Origin of the sequence: Sulfurivermis fontis (assembly GCF_004001245.1) — a bacterium.
In the GTDB taxonomy this organism is placed as follows: domain Bacteria; phylum Pseudomonadota; class Gammaproteobacteria; order Thiohalomonadales; family Thiohalomonadaceae; genus Sulfurivermis; species Sulfurivermis fontis.
Window position 1 is genome coordinate 2,388,039 of the sequence record NZ_AP018724.1, and the last position, 18,547, is coordinate 2,406,585.

The window sequence follows — 18,547 nt, forward strand, 5'->3', positions numbered from 1 at the left end:
GCGAGGAAGCGGGTGTTCGTAATGCTCACCGCCACCGCGCGGCAACTCAATCACGATTGAGCAACTTCGCGCTCTCACGCCCTCACGATTTTTATCCTGGCCGCAAAAAAGAAAGGGGCCTTGCGGCCCCTTCCCTCACTGACTCACCGGTTGGAACTCCGAGGGATCCTGTTTTGCCAGATGCTCGTAGGTCTGCCAGCGCAGGTCCAGCGATTCCTGCGCCAGCTTCATCAGGCGCTTGGCCGCATCCGGGTTGTTCTTCTGCAACAGCTTGTAACGCTGCTCGTTGTAGGCGAACTCCTCCAACTTCAGCGTCGGCCGCGTCGAGTCGAGGATGAACGGCTTCTTGCCGGCGGCACGCAGCAACGGGTTGTAGCGGATTAGCGGCCAGTAGCCGGAATCCACCGCCTTCTGCTGCTGCGACAGCCCGTTGCGCAGATCGATGCCGTGGGCAATGCAGGGGCTGTAGGCCAGGATCAGCGACGGACCGGGATAGGCCTCCGCCTCGCGCATCGCCTGCAGTGTCTGCTGCGGATTGGCGCCCATGGCGACGCGCGCCACGTACACATTGCCGTAGGAGATGGCCTGCAGGGCCAGGTCCTTCTTGGTCACCGCCTTGCCGGCGGCGGCAAACTTGGCCGTGGCGCCGATGGGTGTGGACTTGGAGGCCTGGCCTCCGGTGTTGGAATACACCTCGGTGTCCAGCACCAGCACGTTGATGTTGCGTCCGGAGGCCAGGGCGTGATCCAGACCGGACGAGCCGATATCGTAGGCCCAGCCGTCACCGCCCACCAGCCACACCGAGCGGCGTACCAAATGATCGGCCACGGTGAGCAGCGACTTGGCGCGCGGGTCGTCGATATCCTTGAGGCGCTGCTTCAGTTCCTGCACCCGCTGGCGCTGGCGACTCATCTGCGCGCCGATCTCCTGGCTGGTGTCCATCAGTGACTCGATGAACTCCTTGTCCAGCAGATCGGTCATGCTGGCGAGCAGGTCCTTGGCCAGGGCGGTATGCTGATCCACCGCCACGCGCATGCCGAGGCCAAATTCGGCGTTGTCCTCGAACAGCGAGTTGGACCAGGCGGGGCCGCGGCCTTCCTTGTTCACCGACCACGGCGTGGCCGGCAGATTGCCGCCGTAGATAGAGGAGCAACCGGTGGCATTGGCCACCAGCAGGCGCGGGCCGAACAGTTGGGTCAGCAGGCGCACGTAGGGGGTCTCGCCGCAGCCGGCACAGGCACCGGAAAACTCGAACAGCGGCTCCAGGAACTGGGCGCCGCGCACCGAGGCGAAGTTGACGGTGGCGCGGCGGTTGACCGGGATGGTGTCGAAGAACTCGACGTTGCGGCGGCCATCCTCCAGCAACGGCGCCTTCTCGGTCATATTGATCGCCTTGCGCGACTGATCGTTCTGATCGAAGGCCGGACAGGCCTCCACGCACAGGCCACAGCCGGTGCAATCTTCCAGGTAGATCTGCAAGGTATAACGCGTCTCCGGGAAGCCGCGCGCGGTGACCGGCGCCGACTCGAAGCTGGCCGGCGCGTTATGCAGCGTATCCTCGTGATAGAAGCGCGCACGGATGACGCTGTGCGGACAGACGAAGGAGCAGTTGCCGCACTGGATGCACACACTCGGCTCCCACTTCGGCACGAAGTCGGCGATGTTGCGCTTCTCCCAGCGCGCCGAACCGCTCGGGTAGGTGCCATCCACCGGGATCATCGACACCGGCAGGTCATCACCGTGGCCGGCCAGCATCGGCGCGGTCACTTCCTGCACGAACTTGGGCGCCTTGGGGGACACCACCGGTTTCATTGTTCTCTGCGAGGTGACCTTGCCCGGCACCTTCACCTCATGCAGGTGATCCAGTGCGGCATCCACTGCCTTGAAGTTGAGCTGCACCACCTCGGCGCCCTTGCGCGCGTAGGTCTTCTCGATGGCCTGCTTGATCTTGTTTATGGCCTCGTCGCGCGGCAGCACGCCAGACAGGGCGAAGAAGCAGGTCTGCATGATGGTGTTGATGCGCCGCCCCATGCCGGCATTGCGCGCCACCGTCGTTGCATCGATGACATAGAACTTGAGCTGCTTGTCGATGATGGTCTGCTGCACCGGCATCGGCAGTTCGTCCCACACTTGGTCGGGCCCCACCGGGCTGTTGAGCAGGAACACCGCCCCCTTGGCCGCCTTGTCCAGCATCTCCACCTGGTTGATGAAATTGGCCTTGTGGCAGGCGATGAAGTTGGCCGAGGTGATCAAGTAGGGCGCCCGGATCGGGTCGGGGCCGAAGCGCAGGTGTGAGGTGGTCTGCGAGCCGGCCTTCTTCGAGTCGTAGACGAAGTAGCCCTGGCAATACAGGTCGGTGCTCTCGCCGATGATCTTGATGGAGTTCTTGTTGGCCGACACGGTGCCGTCGGAACCGAGGCCGAAAAACATGGCGCGGGTGACGTTGTCCGGTTCGATGTCGAAGGATGCGTCGTAGTCGATGGAGGTGTGGCTGACGTCGTCGATGATGCCGACGGTGAAGTGGTTCTTCGGCGTCTTAGCCGCCAGGTTGTCGAACACGCCCTTGGCCATGGCCGGGGTGAATTCCTTGGACGACAGGCCATAGCGACCGCCGATCACCTTGGGCAAGACGGCTATCTGCTCATTGGTGTAGGCCTCGGCCAGAGCGGTGACCACATCCTGATACAGCGGCTCGCCGGCACTGCCCGGCTCCTTGGTGCGATCCAGCACGGCGATGCGCTGGCAGGTCTGCGGCAGGGCGGCGATGAGGTGTGCGGTACTGAACGGGCGGAACAGGCGCACGGTGATCAGGCCCAGCTTGCGCCCCTCGGCGTTGAGCCGCTTGATGGTCTCCTCCACCGTCTGCGCGCCCGAGCCCATCATGATCACCACGTCGGTGGCATCGGCAGCACCGAAATAATCGAACAGGCGGTACTGGCGGCCGGTCAGCGCCGCCAGTTGGTCCATGGTGTCCTGCACGATCTGCGGCACCCGGGCATAGAACGGATTGGCGCTCTCGCGGCCCTGGAAATACACGTCCGGATTTTGCGCCGTGCCGCGGATGAACGGGTTGTCGGGATTGAGGGCGCGACGACGGTGTTCCCACACCAGTTCGTCGTTGATCATCGCCTTGATCTGCTCGTCCGGGATCAGGCTGATCTTGTTGATTTCGTGCGAGGTGCGGAAGCCGTCGAAGAAGTTGATGAACGGCACGCGCGCCTTCAGGGTGGCCGCATGGGCAATCAGCGCGGCATCGTGCGCTTCCTGCACCGAACAGGATGACAGCATGGCCCAACCGGTCATGCGCGCGGCCATCACGTCCTGATGGTCGCCGAAGATGGACAGCGCCTGCGCGGCGATGGAACGCGCCGCCACATGGAACACCGTCGAGGTCAGCTCGCCGGCGATCTTGAACATGTTGGGCAGCATCAGCAGCAGGCCCTGCGAGGCGGTGAAGGTGGTGGTCAGCGCGCCGGTCTGCAAGGCGCCGTGCGCGGTGCCGGCGGCGCCGCCCTCGCTCTGCATCTCGATCACCTGCGGCACCTGGCCCCAGATGTTCGGCACCCCCTGGGTGGCCCACAGGTCGGACAACTCGGACATGTCCGATGACGGGGTGATGGGATAGATGGAGCAGATTTCACTCACCCGGTAGGCGATGTGGGCAACGGCGTGGCCGCCGTCGACGGTCACCTGCTTGCTCTTGTCTTGTTCGCTCATAGTGTTTCCGTTGATCCTCAGTCCGCGAATGAACGCAGATATTTAACCTAAGGAAGCTCTGAATAAGTTCAGAGCTTCCGCGGCACAGGGATGTGCCGCCATTTTTCAACGACGATAAGTCGTTGAAAAATGAAGCCAAGCGAAAATCACACTTTTCGCTTGGCGTGGTCTGAGAAGTCCAGGATGGACTTATTCAGACCTTCCCTAAAAACCTTCGTCCGCAAATGAACGCCAATGGACGCAAATATTCCAGGCTGTTACGCAGGTGTGCCACACACCCGATGGGCAGATCGGCGCGACTGGTTAACGGCTGGACCCTTCGCCTTTATTTGCGTCCATTTGCGGACTCAATGCCTTTTCGATCCAACAGGCAGGGATTTCAGCGTGCCGCCGTCTCCGGGATCATCTCAATGGCGTGGCACGGGCACTGTTCGGCGCAAGTGCCGCAGCCGGTGCAGCGGGCATAGTCGTAGCGGTACTTCTTGCCCGGCCCCAGCTTGATGATGGCGTCCTCGGGACAGGAGCCGTAGCAACCGTCGCACTCGAAGCAATTGCCGCAGGACAGGCAGCGCTTGGCCTCGTACACCGCATCGTGCTCGCTGATCCCCTTGAGGATCTCCTCGAACCCGCCGAGGCGCTGCGCCAACGGCAGGTGCGGCTGCGCCACCTGCGGTGCGCTGGTGCGGTACCACAACTGCAGTTGCTCGTGAGTGACGATGGGGTGCTTGGGGTGCGGACGGTAGGTTTCACCGCGCAGCCAGGCATCGATGTGACGCGCCGCTTTCTTGCCGTGGCCGGTGGCGATGGTCACCGAGCGCTCCGACGGCACCATATCACCGCCGGCGAAGATGCCTTCGGCGCCGGTCATCATGGCGGAATCGACGATCACCGTGCCGTCGGCCTTGAACTCGATGCCGGGGATGCGGCCGAGAAAGCCGGTATCGGTCTCCTGACCCACAGCGAGAATCAACGAATCGGCCTCCAGCTTTTCATAACGGCCGGTGGGGCGCGGGCGGCCCTCGTCGTCCAGCTCCATCACTTCCACCTCGATGGTGGAGCCGTCGATCTCCTTGATGGAGCGCAGCCACTTGAACTTGACGCCCTCTTCCAGGGCCTCGTCGGCCTCGAACTCGTGGGCCGCCATGTTGGCGCGGTCGCGGCGGTAGATGATCATCGCCTCGTCCACGCCCATGCGCTTGGCCACACGCGCGGCGTCCATCGCCGTGTTGCCGCCGCCGTAGATGGCGACGCGGCGGCCGAGCTGTACCTTCTCGCCCTGCTCCACGCTCTTGAGGAAGCTCACCGCATCCATCATGCCGCGCGCATCGCGCGCCGGGATGTCGATCTTCTTGGAGATGTGCGCGCCGACGGCGACGAACACCGCATCGAAATTGCCGGCGGTCTTCTCGCCCAGCACGTCGTCGACGCGATAGTTGAGGCGGATCTTCACGCCCATCTCCTCGACGCGTTTGATCTCGGCCTCCAGCTCGGCGCGCGGCATGCGGTAGGCCGGGATGCCGAAGTGGATCATGCCGCCGGCCACCGGGCCGGCCTCGTAGATCTCGACGGTGTGGCCGAGACGGGTCAGGTGGTAGGCCGCCGACAGGCCGCTGGGGCCGCCGCCGATGACCAGTACGCGCTTGCCGCCCGGGCGCGGCGTGTATTTCGGCTTCCAGCCCTTTTCCATCGCCAGGTCGCCCAGAAAACGCTCGACGGCATGGATGCTCACTTCCTGGTCGGTGTAGGCGCGGTTGCAGGCGTTTTCGCAGGGGTGATAGCAGACGCGGCCGTGGATGGCCGGGAACGGGTTGTTCTCGATGAGGAGCTGCCAGGCCTCCTCGTACCTGCCGGCCTGGGCCAGCGCCAGCCAGCCCTGGATGTCCTCGCCGGCGGGACAGGCGTTGTTGCAGGGAGGCAGGAAATCCATGTAGACGGGGCGGCGCGAGCGCATGGCGCCGGTGCCCTTGCCGAACTTGTCCGGGTCCAGGCGTGCGGTCATATCCTTGGAATTCATAGGATTTTCTTTTTCTCTCAACAGGTTAGAAAAATCAGAGGTGACTTGTCTTGCGAAATGGGCGGCATTGTACCTGACTGACAGAAAATCCAATACTCATTATTAAAAATTACAATACTTGGTTCACAAATCGAAAAACACGCCGGATGGCGCCCTCAAAGCCGGCGGATGCGGTAATTGAGGCGGCAGCTGCGCCGGGCGGGGTCGAGGTCCGGCCAGGCCGCCAGCTGCCGGCGCAGTCGGGCCGTCGGGGTCGGGCGGCTGAGTAAGGCCGCGATGGCGTTCTCGTACTGCGGCGCCGTCAGGCGAAAGGCGGAAGGATAACGGCGGCGTAGCGTTTCCTCATGGAACCAGGCACAGGCCTGCAATTCCGCCAGTGCCGCAAAGTTGAACACCAGCGTCCCGTCTGGCGCCAGCAACCGCCCCAACCGGCGCAACCAGCGGCCATCCGCCGCCACCACCCGCCGCGGCTCGCCATCCGCATCGCCAAACAGGTCGTCGATGATCAGATCGAAGGGCGGGCCGCGGTACTGCCGCACCCAGCGCAGGGCATCCGCCTCGTGCAGCGAGACATTGGCGGCGCGCACGCCAAAAAAGCGCCGCGCCACCTCCAAGTGCACCGGATTGAGTTCGACGCCGACGATGCGCTGCGGAGCGAGGAAGTGGTTGAGCTGACGGATCACCGCACCGCCGCCCACCCCCAGCACCAGCACCCGTCGCACCTCCCGCGGCGCAAAAAAGGCCGGCAGCATCAACAGATCCCACACACTGCCACTCACCGGCTGACGCGGGTTGTACTGGCTGTGGAATACACCGTTGGTATAGAGCCGCCGCGCATTGCCGGCGCTGCGCACCTCATAGCGGGTCGCGCCGTCCTGGCGGAACCAGAGCAGGGCCATCGGAGCAGCGAGCGCGGCGCTACAGCGCGCCGCTCCTTTTCAGCCTGGCATGAATGGCGACCGCGATGGCGCGATATCCGTCGGCGTTGGGATGGATGGGATCGGCCTTCAGGCCGTTGTCGGCGAGGACCTCGGGAATGACGTCGGCCTCCAGCGCCACCTGCAACCGCTCGGCCAGGGCGTGGTACAAAGGCTCGCTCTCCAGACCGAACAGCGCCGGCCGCGGCACCCCCAGCAGCAGCACCGGGACACCCCGCTCACGGCTGAGCAGCACCATGCGTTCCAGATTGTGCGCAATCCCGGCCGGGGCCTGCTTGCGCAGCAGGTCATTGCCGCCCAGACACAGGATCAGCAACTGCGGCCGATATCGATCGAGCACCTCCGGCAGGCGTTCCAGCCCCGCCGCCGTCATCTCCCCGGGAACACCGGCATTGATCACGCGCCGTCCGCTCAACCGCTCCAACTGCGCTGGATAACTCTGCTGCGGAGCGGCGCCGGTGCCGTAGGTCAGGCTGTCGCCCAAGGCGAGGATCACCGCATCCTCCGCCAGCGGCGGCAACGGCAGCTCGCGGCTGCAACCGACGATGGCCAGCAACAAGACCAGCGCAACGAGACGCAATATTCCGTCGACTCTCATGGCCTGCCCTGCAACCTCGCAGGCTCAGTCCTCCACATCGTCCACGTCCGCCTGACCGGACAGGCGGCGGCGAATATGCGACCAGGACATGCCGGTGGCCAGCACGATGGCGACGACGATCAGGATCAGCCAGGTGATGGCCTGGGCGCTGTCGGCGGGCACGATGCCGAGATCCACCACCAGCCAGATGAGCGTGCCGAAGAAGGCGGTGGCCAGCAGCACGCCCCAGGCGCCGAGCGAGCGGCCGGTGGCGCCGAGATAGACCACCCAGCCGATGACCAGGGTGATGCCGGCCAGCGCCTTGTACACGTTGAACGCCGACAACTCGGTAAACACCCAGTGCAGATAGGAATAACCGGAGGGATTGTAAGTGGCGAAGACAATGACCAGCGCGCCGAGCAGGCGCAACAGGAAACCAACCCAGTTGAATTCTTTGACTACGGCCATCGTGCAATCTCCCGGTCGTCGGTGTGAACACCGAATTTGCGCAAGTGTATCGCCGAACACCGCTGCCGTGGCAGCACCTGACCGGAAAATATTGTGCGTCGTCGCAACATGATTCCTGCAGGCAGTCATAGCGGCATTCAACCATCGACGCAGGGACGCCATCTCCTGTGCACCGATGAGTACCGCCCATTCCGCCAAGACCGGCAACCGGTAGTGAGCCGCTCTGAATTGCGTTACCCTGCCGGCATAGCGCCAACAACCCCGGATATCGCCATGCCCCGACTGCCCGCACGCATTCTGCTCCCGCTCCTCCTCCTTGCCGGCTGTTCACCGCATCCGGCTACCGGCACGTGGAGCGGTGCCGCGCCGGAGTCCGGCCGGTTCCAGCGCCTGGAAGTGACTTACGAAGGTCGTGCGCTGCTCTACGCCGCCGGCGAAGACAAGGCGGGGCGGCACTGCTTCTGGAGCGGGGAAAGCGCGCAGTCCATCGCGCTGAGCTGCACACCGGCATTCAATCCGGAGCTGGAGGAGCACTATCGCCTGGTCATCGGCGCCGACGGTCGCGCCAGCCTGCGGCAGGGCGACAAGGTCCTCGCCCAATGGGAACGGCAGGTGCAGTGAGCTGCGCACCGCGCCGACGGCACGGTGTGCTCACCGCATTACTCCATCATGTCGTTGATGACATTCTTGAACCAGCTGTGGGCGTAGCTCACTTCACGCTTGCGGATCTCCGGGCTGGCATTGGCCGGTGACACACCGCCGGAGTTGGGTATTTCCTCGATGGAGTTATGGGCGGCATCCAGGGTGTAGACCGCCGCCACGGAAATGCCGAAGTCCTCGCCCACCACGCTGTAGCAGGTGTTGACGAAGGTCGGGTCGCCCGGCTCGCGGCCAAGGAAACGGGCCACGATGGCGGCGGCGGCCACCTTGGCCTGGGAGTTGGCGGCATAGGCCGACTTGGGCATCTTCGCCGCGCTGGCGGCATCGCCCAGCACATAGATATCCTTGTACCGCTTGGATTCGAAGGTACGCTTGTCCACCGGACACCAGTCGCCATCGACCAGATCGGCGGCGAAGGCGATGGCCCCGGCCTTCTGCGGCGGGATGATGTTCACCACGTCGCCCTGGAACGCCTCGATCTCCGCCTGCAGCGTCAGCGTCGACGGATCGACGGACTCCACCGTGCCGCCGGCAGCCGCGCCCACCCATTCGATCATGCTGTTGCCGGAGCCGTAACCGTACAGCTTGGTCCAGCCTTCCACATACAGCCCCTGTTTGGAGAAGGCATCCTTGGCGTCGAGGATGATGATCTTGGCGCGCGGGTTGTGGTACTTGCAGTACATGGCGATCTGCGAGGCACGCTCATAGGGCCCCGGCGGACATTTGAACGGATTGGGCGGCGCGACGATGATCACGCGGCCCCCCTGGCGCATGGCCTGCAACTGGCGGCGCAGGATGCGGGTCTGCGGCCCGGCGTTCCAGGCATGGGTGATGGTCTCGCTCACCGATTCGTCATAGCCGTCGATGGCGTCCCACTTGAAACCGATGCCGGGCGATACCACGCAGGCGTCGTAGCCGAATTCCCTGCCGCCCGCCGTCGCCACCGTCTTCTTCACCGGATCGATGCCCACCACCGTATCGGTGACCACGTCTACACCATGACGGCGCAGGCCGTCGTAACCGAAGGTGATGGACTCCAGGGTACGCTCGCCGCTCAACACCTCGTTGCTCATGAAGCAGGTGGTGTAGGCGGTCTTGCTCTCGATCAGCGTCACCGCCAGCGTCGGGTCCAGCTTGCGCAAATACTTGGCAACCGTGCAACCACCCACGCCGCCGCCCACGACCACCACACGGCGGGCAGCGCCGAGGGCGAGGTGCGGAAAGCCGAGGCCGGCGCCCAGCGCGGCCACGCCGCCGGCGCTGCGAATGAAATCTCTACGCGTAATCTTCGTCATGATTCGTGGTCCTCGCGGCGATCAGTGCTGGCTGGCGTAGTAGTGGATGAGGGCCGGGATCGCCTGCTTGCCGTCTTCGGCAATCGCCGCATCGACCTTGCGCTTCATCTTGCGCGGCCAGTCGCGCTTACCGGACATGAAGTCATCCATGGTGTGCTGCAGATAAGGCATCCACTGTCCGGCCAGCGTGCCGGCATCGCCGGGGCGGCCGCCGTTTTCGTGACACTTCTCGCAGTGCTTGTCGTGCAGGATCTTGCCACGCGCCGCGAGCGCTGCATCGTATTTTTGCGGCACCAGATGCAGGCGCTGCCGGGCGAAGAACCAGGCCATGTCCTCCAGCTGCTGTGCGGTATAGCCTTTGGCGATGCGGTTCATGATGGTGGCATTGCGCTTGTCGGCCTGATAGGCCTTCATCGCATCGACGAACACCTCCGGGTCCATGCCGGCGATGGACGGCATCGACGGTCCCACGCTGGAACCGTCGGTGCCGTGGCAGCCGGCACAGGTGAAGGCCAGCGCCTCACCGCTGGGCGCGGCGGCGACCGTGGCCGGGAGCAGCGCCAGCACGGCCAGCAGCAGGTTGCGTACAGTCTTGGTCATGATGTCGTCTCTCCAGGCTAGTCCGGCATGGTCGTCAGGCCGATCAGCACCAGCGTCAGCAATGCCAGGCCGGCCATGATCAGCACACTGGTGATGAACGACGAGGCCAGATCGACACGGCGCGACGGCCGCTTGACCAGATGCTTTTCCAGCTCGCCGGCGGCGACCAGACGCTCGTATTCGAGACGATGGTCATGCTTGAACTCCTCGATGGGGATCACACCGGTAAAGATGGTGGTGCTCATCGGGAAGCGCTCGGGCCGGAAGTGCACGTTGAAGAAGTGCACCGAGTTGAGGAATATCGCAGCCAGCAACGCTTCCTCCGCATGGACCAGGGTGGCGATATTGAACACCCAGCCCGGCAGGATGGCGGCGGTCGCCTCCGGCGCAAACAGGATGATGCCGGAAGAACCGATCACTGCCGTGCCCCAGAACGGCGCCCAGTAGTCGAATTTCTGCCAGTAGGTCCAGTGACAGAACTCGGGGCGCGGGCCGCGGCCGAGGAACCACTTGAACATGCCGCGCAGGTCATCCCAATCCTTCCAGTTGGGCAGCATGGATGTGCCGCCGAACCACTCGAAGGTCTTGCGCTTGCGCCAGATGTTGGTGAGCGCGATGACCAGGTGCGCCACGAAGATGCTCAGCCACAGCACGGCGGCGGTGCGATGCACGAGGCCTTCCACCTGCGGCCCGCCGAGGAAATCCACCACCGCCTTGGCCCAGGCGGTGTGCGAGAACAGCAGGGTGGTGCCGGTCAGGATCAGGGTCATGGTGGCGAGGGCGAACAGACCGTGAATCCAGCGCCATACCACCGGAAAACGTCGGAAGTAGACGATGTCGGGACGGTCGCGATCCTCGATGAAGCCCTTGCCCTGGATGCGGTCCATCACCTCGCGGTACAGCCACAACAGGACATGGACCCAGAAAAAGGCGATGACACCGTAGATCAGCGCCTGCATGAATACCTTGGCGGCCCACAGCGCCGGATAATTCTCCGCGTCATCCGCATCGCCGTGCGGCCAGAAGCTGAGGAAGTTCTCGTTGGCGTCGGTGTGGCAGTTGCGGCAGTTCTCCAGCCGGTTGTTGGCGTGGATCTCCGAGGTGGGGTCGTCCTTGCCCTTGATCTCGTGGCCGCCGTGGCAGTCGTGGCACTTGGCGGTATTGGTGTAACCGAGGCGGTGCACCTGGCCGTGATACGAGGCGAAGTAGGTGCGCTGGGCATCCTCGTGGCAGTCGCCGCAGTTCCTGGTGATGGCCTTTTTGGCGGCATCACCCTCGGGTGAGGTGATGGCATGGGTGGTGTGGCAGTCGGAACACACCGCCGCCTTGCTGTCCTTCTTCTCCAGCACCGCCTTGCCGTGATCGGAGGTGCGGTACTCGTTCAACTGCTTCTCGTGGCAACGGCCGCACAGCTCGGGATTTTTCAGGCGGTTCTCTTCCCGCTGCTGGGTGCCGAGCTTGCCCACGTTGTGGGCATCGTGACAGTCGTAGCAGGTGGCGTTGGTGCGGGACTCGTCCAGCTTGCTCGGCTGGGCGTGGACCGAGCCCATGAAACTGTCGATCTGTTCGATGACCACCTTCAGGCGCTCATGCGCGCCGCTCGGGTCATTCTTGTGTTTTTCCCAGGTGCTGCGATGACACTCGACACAGCCGACGATCACCTCCGGCGCCTCGCGGTGCGGCACGCGGCTGATGGTAGTGTGACAGCTGTTGCAGCGTAGTTCACCATGGACACTCGCCTCGATCTGTTCGCGGTGCACGAAGATGTTGACCGTGGTGCCGTCGTCACGCACATCGGTCGTTTCCTTCTCGTCGCCGTGGCAGGTCAGGCAGCGCTCGTTGGGAATGATGCGCTTGCCCGTGGCCGGATCGAAGTTGTGGATCATCAACTCCCCGTCCGCCTCGGCGGCGCAGGCCGGCGGCAGGGGGAAGAGACAGGAGGCTGCGCAGAGGCAGGCATAAAACATGGCTGCGATGCGACTTGGCATCGTATTCATAACCTGTTTCCTTTGGTGGTCACGCAGCCCAGTGGACTGTCGATTTTGTTATTTCCGACAACTGCGGTTCCGGCCTGCCTGCGCAAACGGAAACCGCTGTCCCGGTATGGGGCGACTGTCCGCGCGCAGGAGAACGAACGGCGGCGTCCCTTACTTCAAGGCATCACAAAAGCAAAGGCAGTGCCAAGTCATGTCATGACAAAACCCGGCAAAATGACCGCGGAAGGAATTTTTTCAGACTGTGTCATGACACATGACATATGACATGCATGTGACACCTGACAAATTTGGCGGAAGAATACTGACTGAAGAGGCAATGCCAACGGTCAGGCCTGAGGTCAAGCGATAGAGAAGGGAACATGCATTCATGCTATTTGCCAAAAACGCATGCCATAGATGAAGAAGGAAAGACAGGCGTCAGCCCCCGCCGCTGACCCGTGAGCAGGGGCTGACAACGGTCAATTGATCCAGGGCTTGTTCTCGCCGTACACCAGCGGCAGCACCTCGATGCGGTGCGTGGTGATGGTGATCGGCTCCTTCACATCCTCGCGCTGCAAGGTCAACCTGACCGCTGTCCCCGGCTCGCCGCGCAGACGCATCACCACGCCGGCGGCAGAAAGCGACTGTACCGCCACATCGTCGATGGCAAGGATTTCATCACCGTCACGCATGCCCGCCGCGTAGGCCGGCGAGTCCACCGACACACGTGCCGCCACATGCCCCTGCCAGCCGGCCTGGATGGCGGAAAATCCACCCGCCCACCACTCCTCCAGCCCGTACAACACCACTCCGACACCGCCCTTGGGCAGTGGGCCATACAACTGGATATCCACCGGGAACGGCTCGCCCGGCACCACCTCGCCGCAGACGTCATTGGACAGCAGTTGCATGCGGATCGCGGCGCGATAGGGTGTGCGGGTGTGATGCAACACCAGCTGGCCATCGGCGTCATTGATCTCGCCAGTCACCTGGCCGCCGTCGGCCGGTATCGGACAAATTTCTGCCTTCAACGGCTTGCGCTCCCAGGAACCTGTCAGGGCATTGCCCTGGACATTCAGTACATAGCTTTCGGTGGCGTAGGTACGCAGAAAGATGTTGCCGACAAAGGGATAGGTGGCGCTGACCTCCTTCTCAACCACACGGCGCCGATCGGTACGCAGCGTGATGCGGCCGTTTTCCAGGCTCAGGTGGTAGGGCGCGCCATCGTGACTGATCCACAAACCGACACGTCCCATGGTCTTGGCCTGTTGTTCCTGCCGGAACTCCAGCTTGATCAATTCGTCCTGCACCTTGGCGGCATCAGGCGCATTGGGTTCCAGGGCAAGATACTGGCGGTAGCTGGCGATGGCATCGCCATAACGATTCAGCCGCATCTGTACCAGGGCCAGATTGAACCAGGCGGCGGACATCTGCGGCGCAATCTCCGTCGCCATGCGGAACTCATCCTCCGCCACCACCAACTCTGCCGGGGACTTGGCCATTTCCACGGCCGCCATGCCGCGCACCATGTGCCGGCGCGCATCTTCCGGTGTACCGGTCGCCTTCGGACGCGGTGCCGGGGCTGCAACCGCAGCGGGAGACATCAAGCCAGGCTGAGCGGCTGCGGTAGCGGGCTTCTGCTGTGCAGCGCCCACATCGAAACGCACAGGCGCGTCGGCGGCGCATCCGGTCAGCAGCACGGCAAGCACGACAGCGAGGATTGTTGTACAGCGCATCGTCGGATTCTCCTGGAATAAGCATTTCCACATGCTGCCATATTGCCAGAAAAACGCACCGCACGGCATACGCAATCCGAGCCCACCCCATCGACAAGGCATCGAGCGAGGCAAATTACCTATACGGAAGGTCTGAATAAGTCCATCCTGGACTTCTCAGACCGTGTGTATCGAAAAATGTGCTTTTCGCATCGCCCCCTTTTACAACGACTGATTCGCCTTGGAAAATGGGCGCACATCCTTATGCCGCAATCATCGTGACGACGTGTACAATAACGGACGCTTCACACCGTCAGATGGACCTTGTCTAACCACGCTGCCCGGCGGCAGCCTGCCCAGGGAGAAAAATAAAATGAACAGGAATATGCTCCAGAGCCTCTTCCTTATTCCCATGCTATCTGGCCTGCCGCTGGTCGCCACGGCACAGACCGTCTCTGTCAGCGACGACGGCATGACCCAGATCAGCCTCAAGGCCGGCGTGATGGGCGGCGAGTCGGGCGAATATGTCTACGACGCCGACGGCAGCGCCAGCGGCATCCGCGGCTACAAGATCAGCGAGTTGCAGTGGGAACTGGACAATGTGTGGATGGCCGGCATCAACCTGCGCCACCGCTTCAGCGAGGGCTTCGCCCTCGGCGTGGACTACTGGGCCAACGCCGGCGACGGCGACGGCTACATGACCGACTACGACTGGCTTTACGTCGGCCTCGACTGGAGCCATCGCTCACAACATCCAGACACCACCGTGCGCAACGTCAACCGCATCGACATCAACGGCGAGTTTCTGCTGCATCGCAACGCGCACGAGCGGTACGATGTCTACGCCCTGCTCGGTTACCGCCGCGATCACTTCGACTGGCAGGCCAGGGGCGGTACGGCCATTTATTCAAACGTAACCTACCGCGACACCTACCTGGTATTTGCCGATGTTCCGGTGATTTCCTACGAGCAGACCTGGGAAGTGCCCTACCTCGGCCTCGGCATCCGTTCCACCAGCCTGGTCAGCGGCCGTCGCGTCACCGCGGAATTCAACGCCCGCTACAGTGTCTGGGCCGAAGGCGAGGACATCGACATTCACCACCTGCGCGATCTGCGCTTCGAGGAAAGCGGCAAGGATGGCCAGTGGCTCGACCTGCAGCTGAACATCGACGTCGCGCTGGATACGAACCTCGACCTCACCTTCGGCGTCTCCCATTCGGTCTACAGCGAGGTCAAGGGACCGACCACCATCACCGACCTGACCACCGGCGCCACCAGTTACTATCCCGGCGATGCCGCCGGCCTCGACCACAGCTCCACCCTGCTGTCGCTGGGGCTCAACTACCGGATGTAATATCGCCGCGCAGCCCGAGCAGTAAGGCACCCGCAAGGGTGCCTTTGCTGATCCCTACCGTGACAACCCGTTTGTCGATCCGGTGATGTGACCGATGTACACGTATCCAGCACTCACCTCACCATCCTGTGACAGGCCGCCAATAATCAAGCAACACCCACACGTTCCCTCTGGGGAAGCTCGAATAAGTTCAGGGCTTGCACAGTATAAGAACGTACCATGGTATGAGCCGAGCCGGCTGGACTCATTCAGTCCCTAAGGAAGCTCTGGATAAGTTCAGAGCTTCCGCGGCACAGGGATGTGCCGCCATTTTTCAACGACGATAAGTCGTTGAAAAATGAAACCAAGCGAAAATCACTCTTTTCGCTTGGCGTGGTTTTGTCACGGATGGACTTATGTCGCGGAGCCCAGGGAGGGGCGGGATCGACCTGAGAAGTCCAGGATGGACTTACGCAGACCTTCCCTAAAGAAAGGTAAACACCTCATCCGCCGGCAGGCGCGACTTGGGCAGGGCGGCATTGGGGTCGTCGGCGCTGCGGTAGCCGAGGGCGACCAGCACCACCGAGGTCAGGCCCTGCGCGCGCAGGCCGAGTTCGCGGTCGAGAATGTTACGGTCGAATCCCTCGATGGGCGTGGCGTCGATCTCCAGCGCACCGGCGCCGAGCAGCAAGGTGCCGAGGGCGAGATAGACCTGCTTCTCCATCCAGTGTTGCGTGTCCTGCAGATCCTCGCGGTGCAGATTGGCGTAGAACAGGCGGCCCTTGAGCGTCCCCGCCTTCGCCTCCGCGCTCTTGAAGCGGCCGTCCTTCTCCTCCTGATCCAGCACATGGGCCAGGTGGGCATCGGTCAGCTCGGTGCGGGCACACAGCACCACCACATGGGAACAGTTGCGCACCTTGGCCTCGTTGGCGCTGTAGGGCCCGGTGGTGGCCTGGGCGATGCGCGCCTTGCCTGCCTCGGAGCCGGCGATGATGAAATGCCACGGCTGCGAATTGATGGACGACGGCGCATAGCGCAGCAGCGTCTGTATCTGCTCCATCTGCGCGGCGCCGATGCGCTTGTGCGGGTCGTAGGCCTTGGTGGTGTAGCGGGTGGTGGCGATCTGGGTGATGTTCATGGTGTGAATTCCATTCTTGCCAGTTAAACCAGACTTGTATTTTCGTTCAACTTACAGTCTAAAGGCAAAAGGCAAGACCTGACCCCGGTGGAGTTCACATGGCCTTGCACTGCCGGGCAGACCGTCGTTGGATTCTTGAACGAATACAACCTCGACGGCTATCAAAACGGCATTTTCAAGTACCAGAATACTTCCACAAACTCGCCGTGGAACACCATGTCGGTGCAGATCAGCATCCTTTGATCTGCTGAACTTTGCTTGAAGTTGTAGAGGCCGGGAAGCCGGCCTTTTGCATTTTTAAGCGCGGATATTGACGCCGATGGTTTGGCCCTGCTGGCGCTGCATGATCGACATGGCCGATTGCAGCATCTTCAAGGTTGTCTCGTCATTGCGCGATAGCGCGCCCTCGATGCCATCACGAACCTTCTGCGTGAAGTCGTACCGCGTCCCGTCGCTCTCGGCCCCCAGCTCGCCGCCCAGGCCGCCTACCGGCATTTTCATGGTCATCGCCATGAAAGGTCGGCTGTCATCGAGCGACATTTCTCCGCTGCGGATTTGAGTATTCACCCAATCGCGCATTTCCAGGCGGGTCATGCTGGTGAAATCGGCCTGCTTGGTGCTGTCGGCTTGGGTAGCTGTCAGCGCAGCCGAAAACGACGCGCCGGCCGAGCGGTCAGCCGCCGATGCCTGCGGGCGCTGGCTCGTGTATAGGTAGCTTGTTCCTGCATCGACTCTCATCTAACCCTCCTTCCCACGGTAATCACGGCACCATACCCCTGCAAAACTTGCGCCAGGGTTGTGTTTAGGATCACCGCCATGGACAAATAGCCTTAATTTCCCATGAATCTGTGCTCTTTGAAGGCAGGAATAGCAAGGGGATAGGCTTCGTGCTCAGGGGATCAAGCGGCCAAGAGCGGCAAACTGTTGCCGGCAAGCCGGCACCTTTTGCCTACGCGACGCATTGGTGACGCCGGCAGCTCGGCCAGGTCGCCGCCGTGTCACCATCGGGAACGATAGGAATAGTAATAGTCCTACTACTATTATTCTTATCCACTACCCTACTCCGCGCTTCGCTTGGGGCAAGCCCCTTCGGCTTGCATCCCGCGTCGGTTCTTGCCCGACTGGCTGCGGGGGCAGGGGTGGCGGGCTTCGCCCTTCGTCCCTCCCCCTTGCCGATAGGCTGCACGGCTTCCAGTGGCATCAAGGGTTCGCCCCGTCTGGCCCGTGTCCTCGCTGCGCTGCGGGCCGCACCAGCCAGCCGGGGCCGCTTCGCGCCCTTGACACCACTTCCAGCCAAACGGCCCCAGGTGCCCCGGTTTTCAAGTGGAAAGGGGGTCAAGGGTGAAACCGGAAGCCGCACGCGGAGCGCAGCCCGCAGGGCGAGCACCGAACGGGTGAGGATTTCAGGGGTAGTGTCCCAGGACGTGGTGTAAATCGAGGTTAGGAGGTCATCGCGGGTCTTCGTTAAGGTTGAAGAACAACGGGGTCAGGTCTTGCCTTTTGCCACCCGCCATTATGAAAAATGTGACAGATTTATTTCCTCTCCCGTCACCACACACAACCCTACCCACCCAACACAACCTTCAAGCAGCCCACGAGTCCTTGCCGATCTTCATCACGCAACGTCCCCATATGCTTGACGATCAGTTCTTTCTCTATGGTGGTTATCACCGGCTTTATGGCCGACGGCTTGAGCAGGCCGGCTGACTGCCAGTCCCGGATTACGATTTCGCCAACTGTAGAGGTTGGTTTTATCTGGCTGGTCACGGCCATAATGATGAGATCGGGCCGCTCAGCGTTGTAGGCAACGGAGCTGATGACGACGGCGGGGCGCTTCTTGGTGGCGGATTGGTCCGTAAAGGGGAATGGCACCAGGATGATGTCACCAAACTCAAAGCGAGTCATAGACGGCATCGTCCGGGTTATCCCACACCTTGCGCAGGCTCGGTTCCGCAGTCTTCATCGCGGCACGGGTAAGCTGATCGTCACGGTCGCGCTGATGCAGAAAATCGATAAAGTCCTCCACCTCGGCAATGCGCTCCGGCGGCAGGCTTTCGAGTTTGTCGATCAGGTCACGGATGTGATTGGGTTCGGTTGCCATCGTGGTGTCCTCGCG

General features: G+C 62.5%; 16 protein-coding genes. 3 read left to right on the plus strand and 13 right to left on the minus strand.

From position 1 onward, the window contains the following. Nucleotides 1-135 precede the first annotated feature (135 nt). The 5 genes from nifJ to EP379_RS12095 form a co-directional block, all read right to left on the minus strand. Nucleotides 136-3,717: a pyruvate:ferredoxin (flavodoxin) oxidoreductase gene (nifJ, locus tag EP379_RS12075; protein ID WP_127478046.1), complete on the minus strand. Its 3,582-nt coding sequence runs from the start codon at nt 3,715-3,717 to the stop codon at nt 136-138. Between the two features lie 379 nt (nt 3,718-4,096). Further along, on the minus strand, nt 4,097-5,731 hold the full coding sequence (locus EP379_RS12080) for an NAD(P)-binding protein (protein ID WP_127478047.1): 1,635 nt from the start codon (nt 5,729-5,731) through the stop codon (nt 4,097-4,099). Between the two features lie 155 nt (nt 5,732-5,886). Beyond that, on the minus strand, nt 5,887-6,630 hold the full coding sequence (locus EP379_RS12085) for a spermidine synthase (protein WP_127478048.1): 744 nt from the start codon (nt 6,628-6,630) through the stop codon (nt 5,887-5,889). 19 nt (nt 6,631-6,649) lie between these two features. Beyond that, on the minus strand, nt 6,650-7,267 hold the full coding sequence (locus EP379_RS12090) for an arylesterase (protein WP_127478049.1): 618 nt from the start codon (nt 7,265-7,267) through the stop codon (nt 6,650-6,652). Between the two features lie 24 nt (nt 7,268-7,291). Next, nucleotides 7,292-7,714, minus strand: coding sequence for a DUF6524 family protein (locus tag EP379_RS12095; protein WP_127478050.1), 423 nt, complete (start codon nt 7,712-7,714; stop codon nt 7,292-7,294). A 273-nt stretch (nt 7,715-7,987) separates the two neighbouring features. On the opposite strand from EP379_RS12095, the gene EP379_RS12100 reads away from it, so the two are divergent. After that, entirely contained in the window at nt 7,988-8,335 is a 348-nt protein-coding gene (locus tag EP379_RS12100; protein WP_127478051.1) for a hypothetical protein, read from the plus strand. 38 nt (nt 8,336-8,373) lie between these two features. Here the strand turns inward: EP379_RS12100 and EP379_RS12105 are convergent, their stop codons facing one another. From EP379_RS12105 to EP379_RS12120, 4 genes are all read right to left on the minus strand, one after another. Then, the gene (locus EP379_RS12105) at nt 8,374-9,669 is read right to left on the minus strand and encodes an NAD(P)/FAD-dependent oxidoreductase (RefSeq protein WP_127478052.1); all 1,296 of its coding nucleotides are present in this window, start codon (nt 9,667-9,669) and stop codon (nt 8,374-8,376) included. Nucleotides 9,670-9,690: 21 nt separating this feature from the next. After that, a complete protein-coding gene (locus EP379_RS12110; RefSeq protein WP_127478053.1) occupies nt 9,691-10,269 on the minus strand; it encodes a c-type cytochrome in 579 nt (192 codons plus the stop codon). Between the two features lie 17 nt (nt 10,270-10,286). Continuing rightward, a complete protein-coding gene (locus tag EP379_RS12115; RefSeq protein WP_232023905.1) occupies nt 10,287-12,266 on the minus strand; it encodes a cytochrome C in 1,980 nt (659 codons plus the stop codon). A gap of 458 nt (nt 12,267-12,724) precedes the next feature. Continuing rightward, a complete protein-coding gene (locus tag EP379_RS12120; RefSeq protein WP_172600473.1) occupies nt 12,725-13,981 on the minus strand; it encodes a PDZ domain-containing protein in 1,257 nt (418 codons plus the stop codon). A 364-nt stretch (nt 13,982-14,345) separates the two neighbouring features. On the opposite strand from EP379_RS12120, the gene EP379_RS12125 reads away from it, so the two are divergent. Further along, entirely contained in the window at nt 14,346-15,314 is a 969-nt protein-coding gene (locus tag EP379_RS12125; protein ID WP_172600474.1) for an omptin family outer membrane protease, read from the plus strand. A gap of 463 nt (nt 15,315-15,777) precedes the next feature. Here EP379_RS12125 and nfsB read toward each other — a convergent pair whose 3' ends face one another. Then, nucleotides 15,778-16,431: an oxygen-insensitive NAD(P)H nitroreductase gene (gene nfsB, locus EP379_RS12130; RefSeq protein ID WP_127478056.1), complete on the minus strand. Its 654-nt coding sequence runs from the start codon at nt 16,429-16,431 to the stop codon at nt 15,778-15,780. An 87-nt stretch (nt 16,432-16,518) separates the two neighbouring features. Between nfsB and EP379_RS17030 the strand changes: the two genes are divergently transcribed. Further along, the gene (locus EP379_RS17030) at nt 16,519-16,674 is read left to right on the plus strand and encodes a DUF4879 domain-containing protein (protein WP_197722783.1); all 156 of its coding nucleotides are present in this window, start codon (nt 16,519-16,521) and stop codon (nt 16,672-16,674) included. Between the two features lie 54 nt (nt 16,675-16,728). Here the strand turns inward: EP379_RS17030 and EP379_RS12140 are convergent, their stop codons facing one another. The 3 genes from EP379_RS12140 to EP379_RS12150 all read right to left on the minus strand — a co-directional run bounded on the left by EP379_RS12140 (nt 16,729) and on the right by EP379_RS12150 (nt 18,532). After that, nucleotides 16,729-17,169, minus strand: coding sequence for a hypothetical protein (locus EP379_RS12140; RefSeq protein WP_127478057.1), 441 nt, complete (start codon nt 17,167-17,169; stop codon nt 16,729-16,731). 825 nt (nt 17,170-17,994) lie between these two features. Continuing rightward, nucleotides 17,995-18,336, minus strand: coding sequence for a type II toxin-antitoxin system PemK/MazF family toxin (locus EP379_RS12145; RefSeq protein WP_172600475.1), 342 nt, complete (start codon nt 18,334-18,336; stop codon nt 17,995-17,997). Continuing rightward, entirely contained in the window at nt 18,323-18,532 is a 210-nt protein-coding gene (locus tag EP379_RS12150; protein WP_127478059.1) for a DUF2281 domain-containing protein, read from the minus strand. The genes EP379_RS12145 and EP379_RS12150 overlap by 14 nt, the downstream gene beginning before the upstream one ends. Nucleotides 18,533-18,547: the final 15 nt, after the last annotated feature.

Bases quoted from the DNA above. Each gene is read 5' to 3' on its own strand.
- EP379_RS12090 (WP_127478049.1), bottom strand. From the start codon at position 7,267: ATGAGAGTCGACGGAATATTGCGTCTCGTTGCGCTGGTCTTGTTGCTG.
- EP379_RS12085 (WP_127478048.1), bottom strand. From the start codon at position 6,630: ATGGCCCTGCTCTGGTTCCGCCAGGACGGCGCGACCCGCTATGAGGTG.
- nfsB (WP_127478056.1), bottom strand. From the start codon at position 16,431: ATGAACATCACCCAGATCGCCACCACCCGCTACACCACCAAGGCCTAC.
- nifJ (WP_127478046.1), bottom strand. From the start codon at position 3,717: ATGAGCGAACAAGACAAGAGCAAGCAGGTGACCGTCGACGGCGGCCAC.
- EP379_RS12140 (WP_127478057.1), bottom strand. From the start codon at position 17,169: ATGAGAGTCGATGCAGGAACAAGCTACCTATACACGAGCCAGCGCCCG.
- EP379_RS12105 (WP_127478052.1), bottom strand. From the start codon at position 9,669: ATGACGAAGATTACGCGTAGAGATTTCATTCGCAGCGCCGGCGGCGTG.
- EP379_RS12080 (WP_127478047.1), bottom strand. From the start codon at position 5,731: ATGAATTCCAAGGATATGACCGCACGCCTGGACCCGGACAAGTTCGGC.
- EP379_RS12110 (WP_127478053.1), bottom strand. From the start codon at position 10,269: ATGACCAAGACTGTACGCAACCTGCTGCTGGCCGTGCTGGCGCTGCTC.
- EP379_RS12095 (WP_127478050.1), bottom strand. From the start codon at position 7,714: ATGGCCGTAGTCAAAGAATTCAACTGGGTTGGTTTCCTGTTGCGCCTG.
- EP379_RS12115 (WP_232023905.1), bottom strand. From the start codon at position 12,266: ATGAATACGATGCCAAGTCGCATCGCAGCCATGTTTTATGCCTGCCTC.
- EP379_RS12100 (WP_127478051.1), top strand. From the start codon at position 7,988: ATGCCCCGACTGCCCGCACGCATTCTGCTCCCGCTCCTCCTCCTTGCC.
- EP379_RS12150 (WP_127478059.1), bottom strand. From the start codon at position 18,532: ATGGCAACCGAACCCAATCACATCCGTGACCTGATCGACAAACTCGAA.
- EP379_RS12120 (WP_172600473.1), bottom strand. From the start codon at position 13,981: ATGCGCTGTACAACAATCCTCGCTGTCGTGCTTGCCGTGCTGCTGACC.
- EP379_RS12145 (WP_172600475.1), bottom strand. From the start codon at position 18,336: ATGACTCGCTTTGAGTTTGGTGACATCATCCTGGTGCCATTCCCCTTT.
- EP379_RS12125 (WP_172600474.1), top strand. From the start codon at position 14,346: ATGCTCCAGAGCCTCTTCCTTATTCCCATGCTATCTGGCCTGCCGCTG.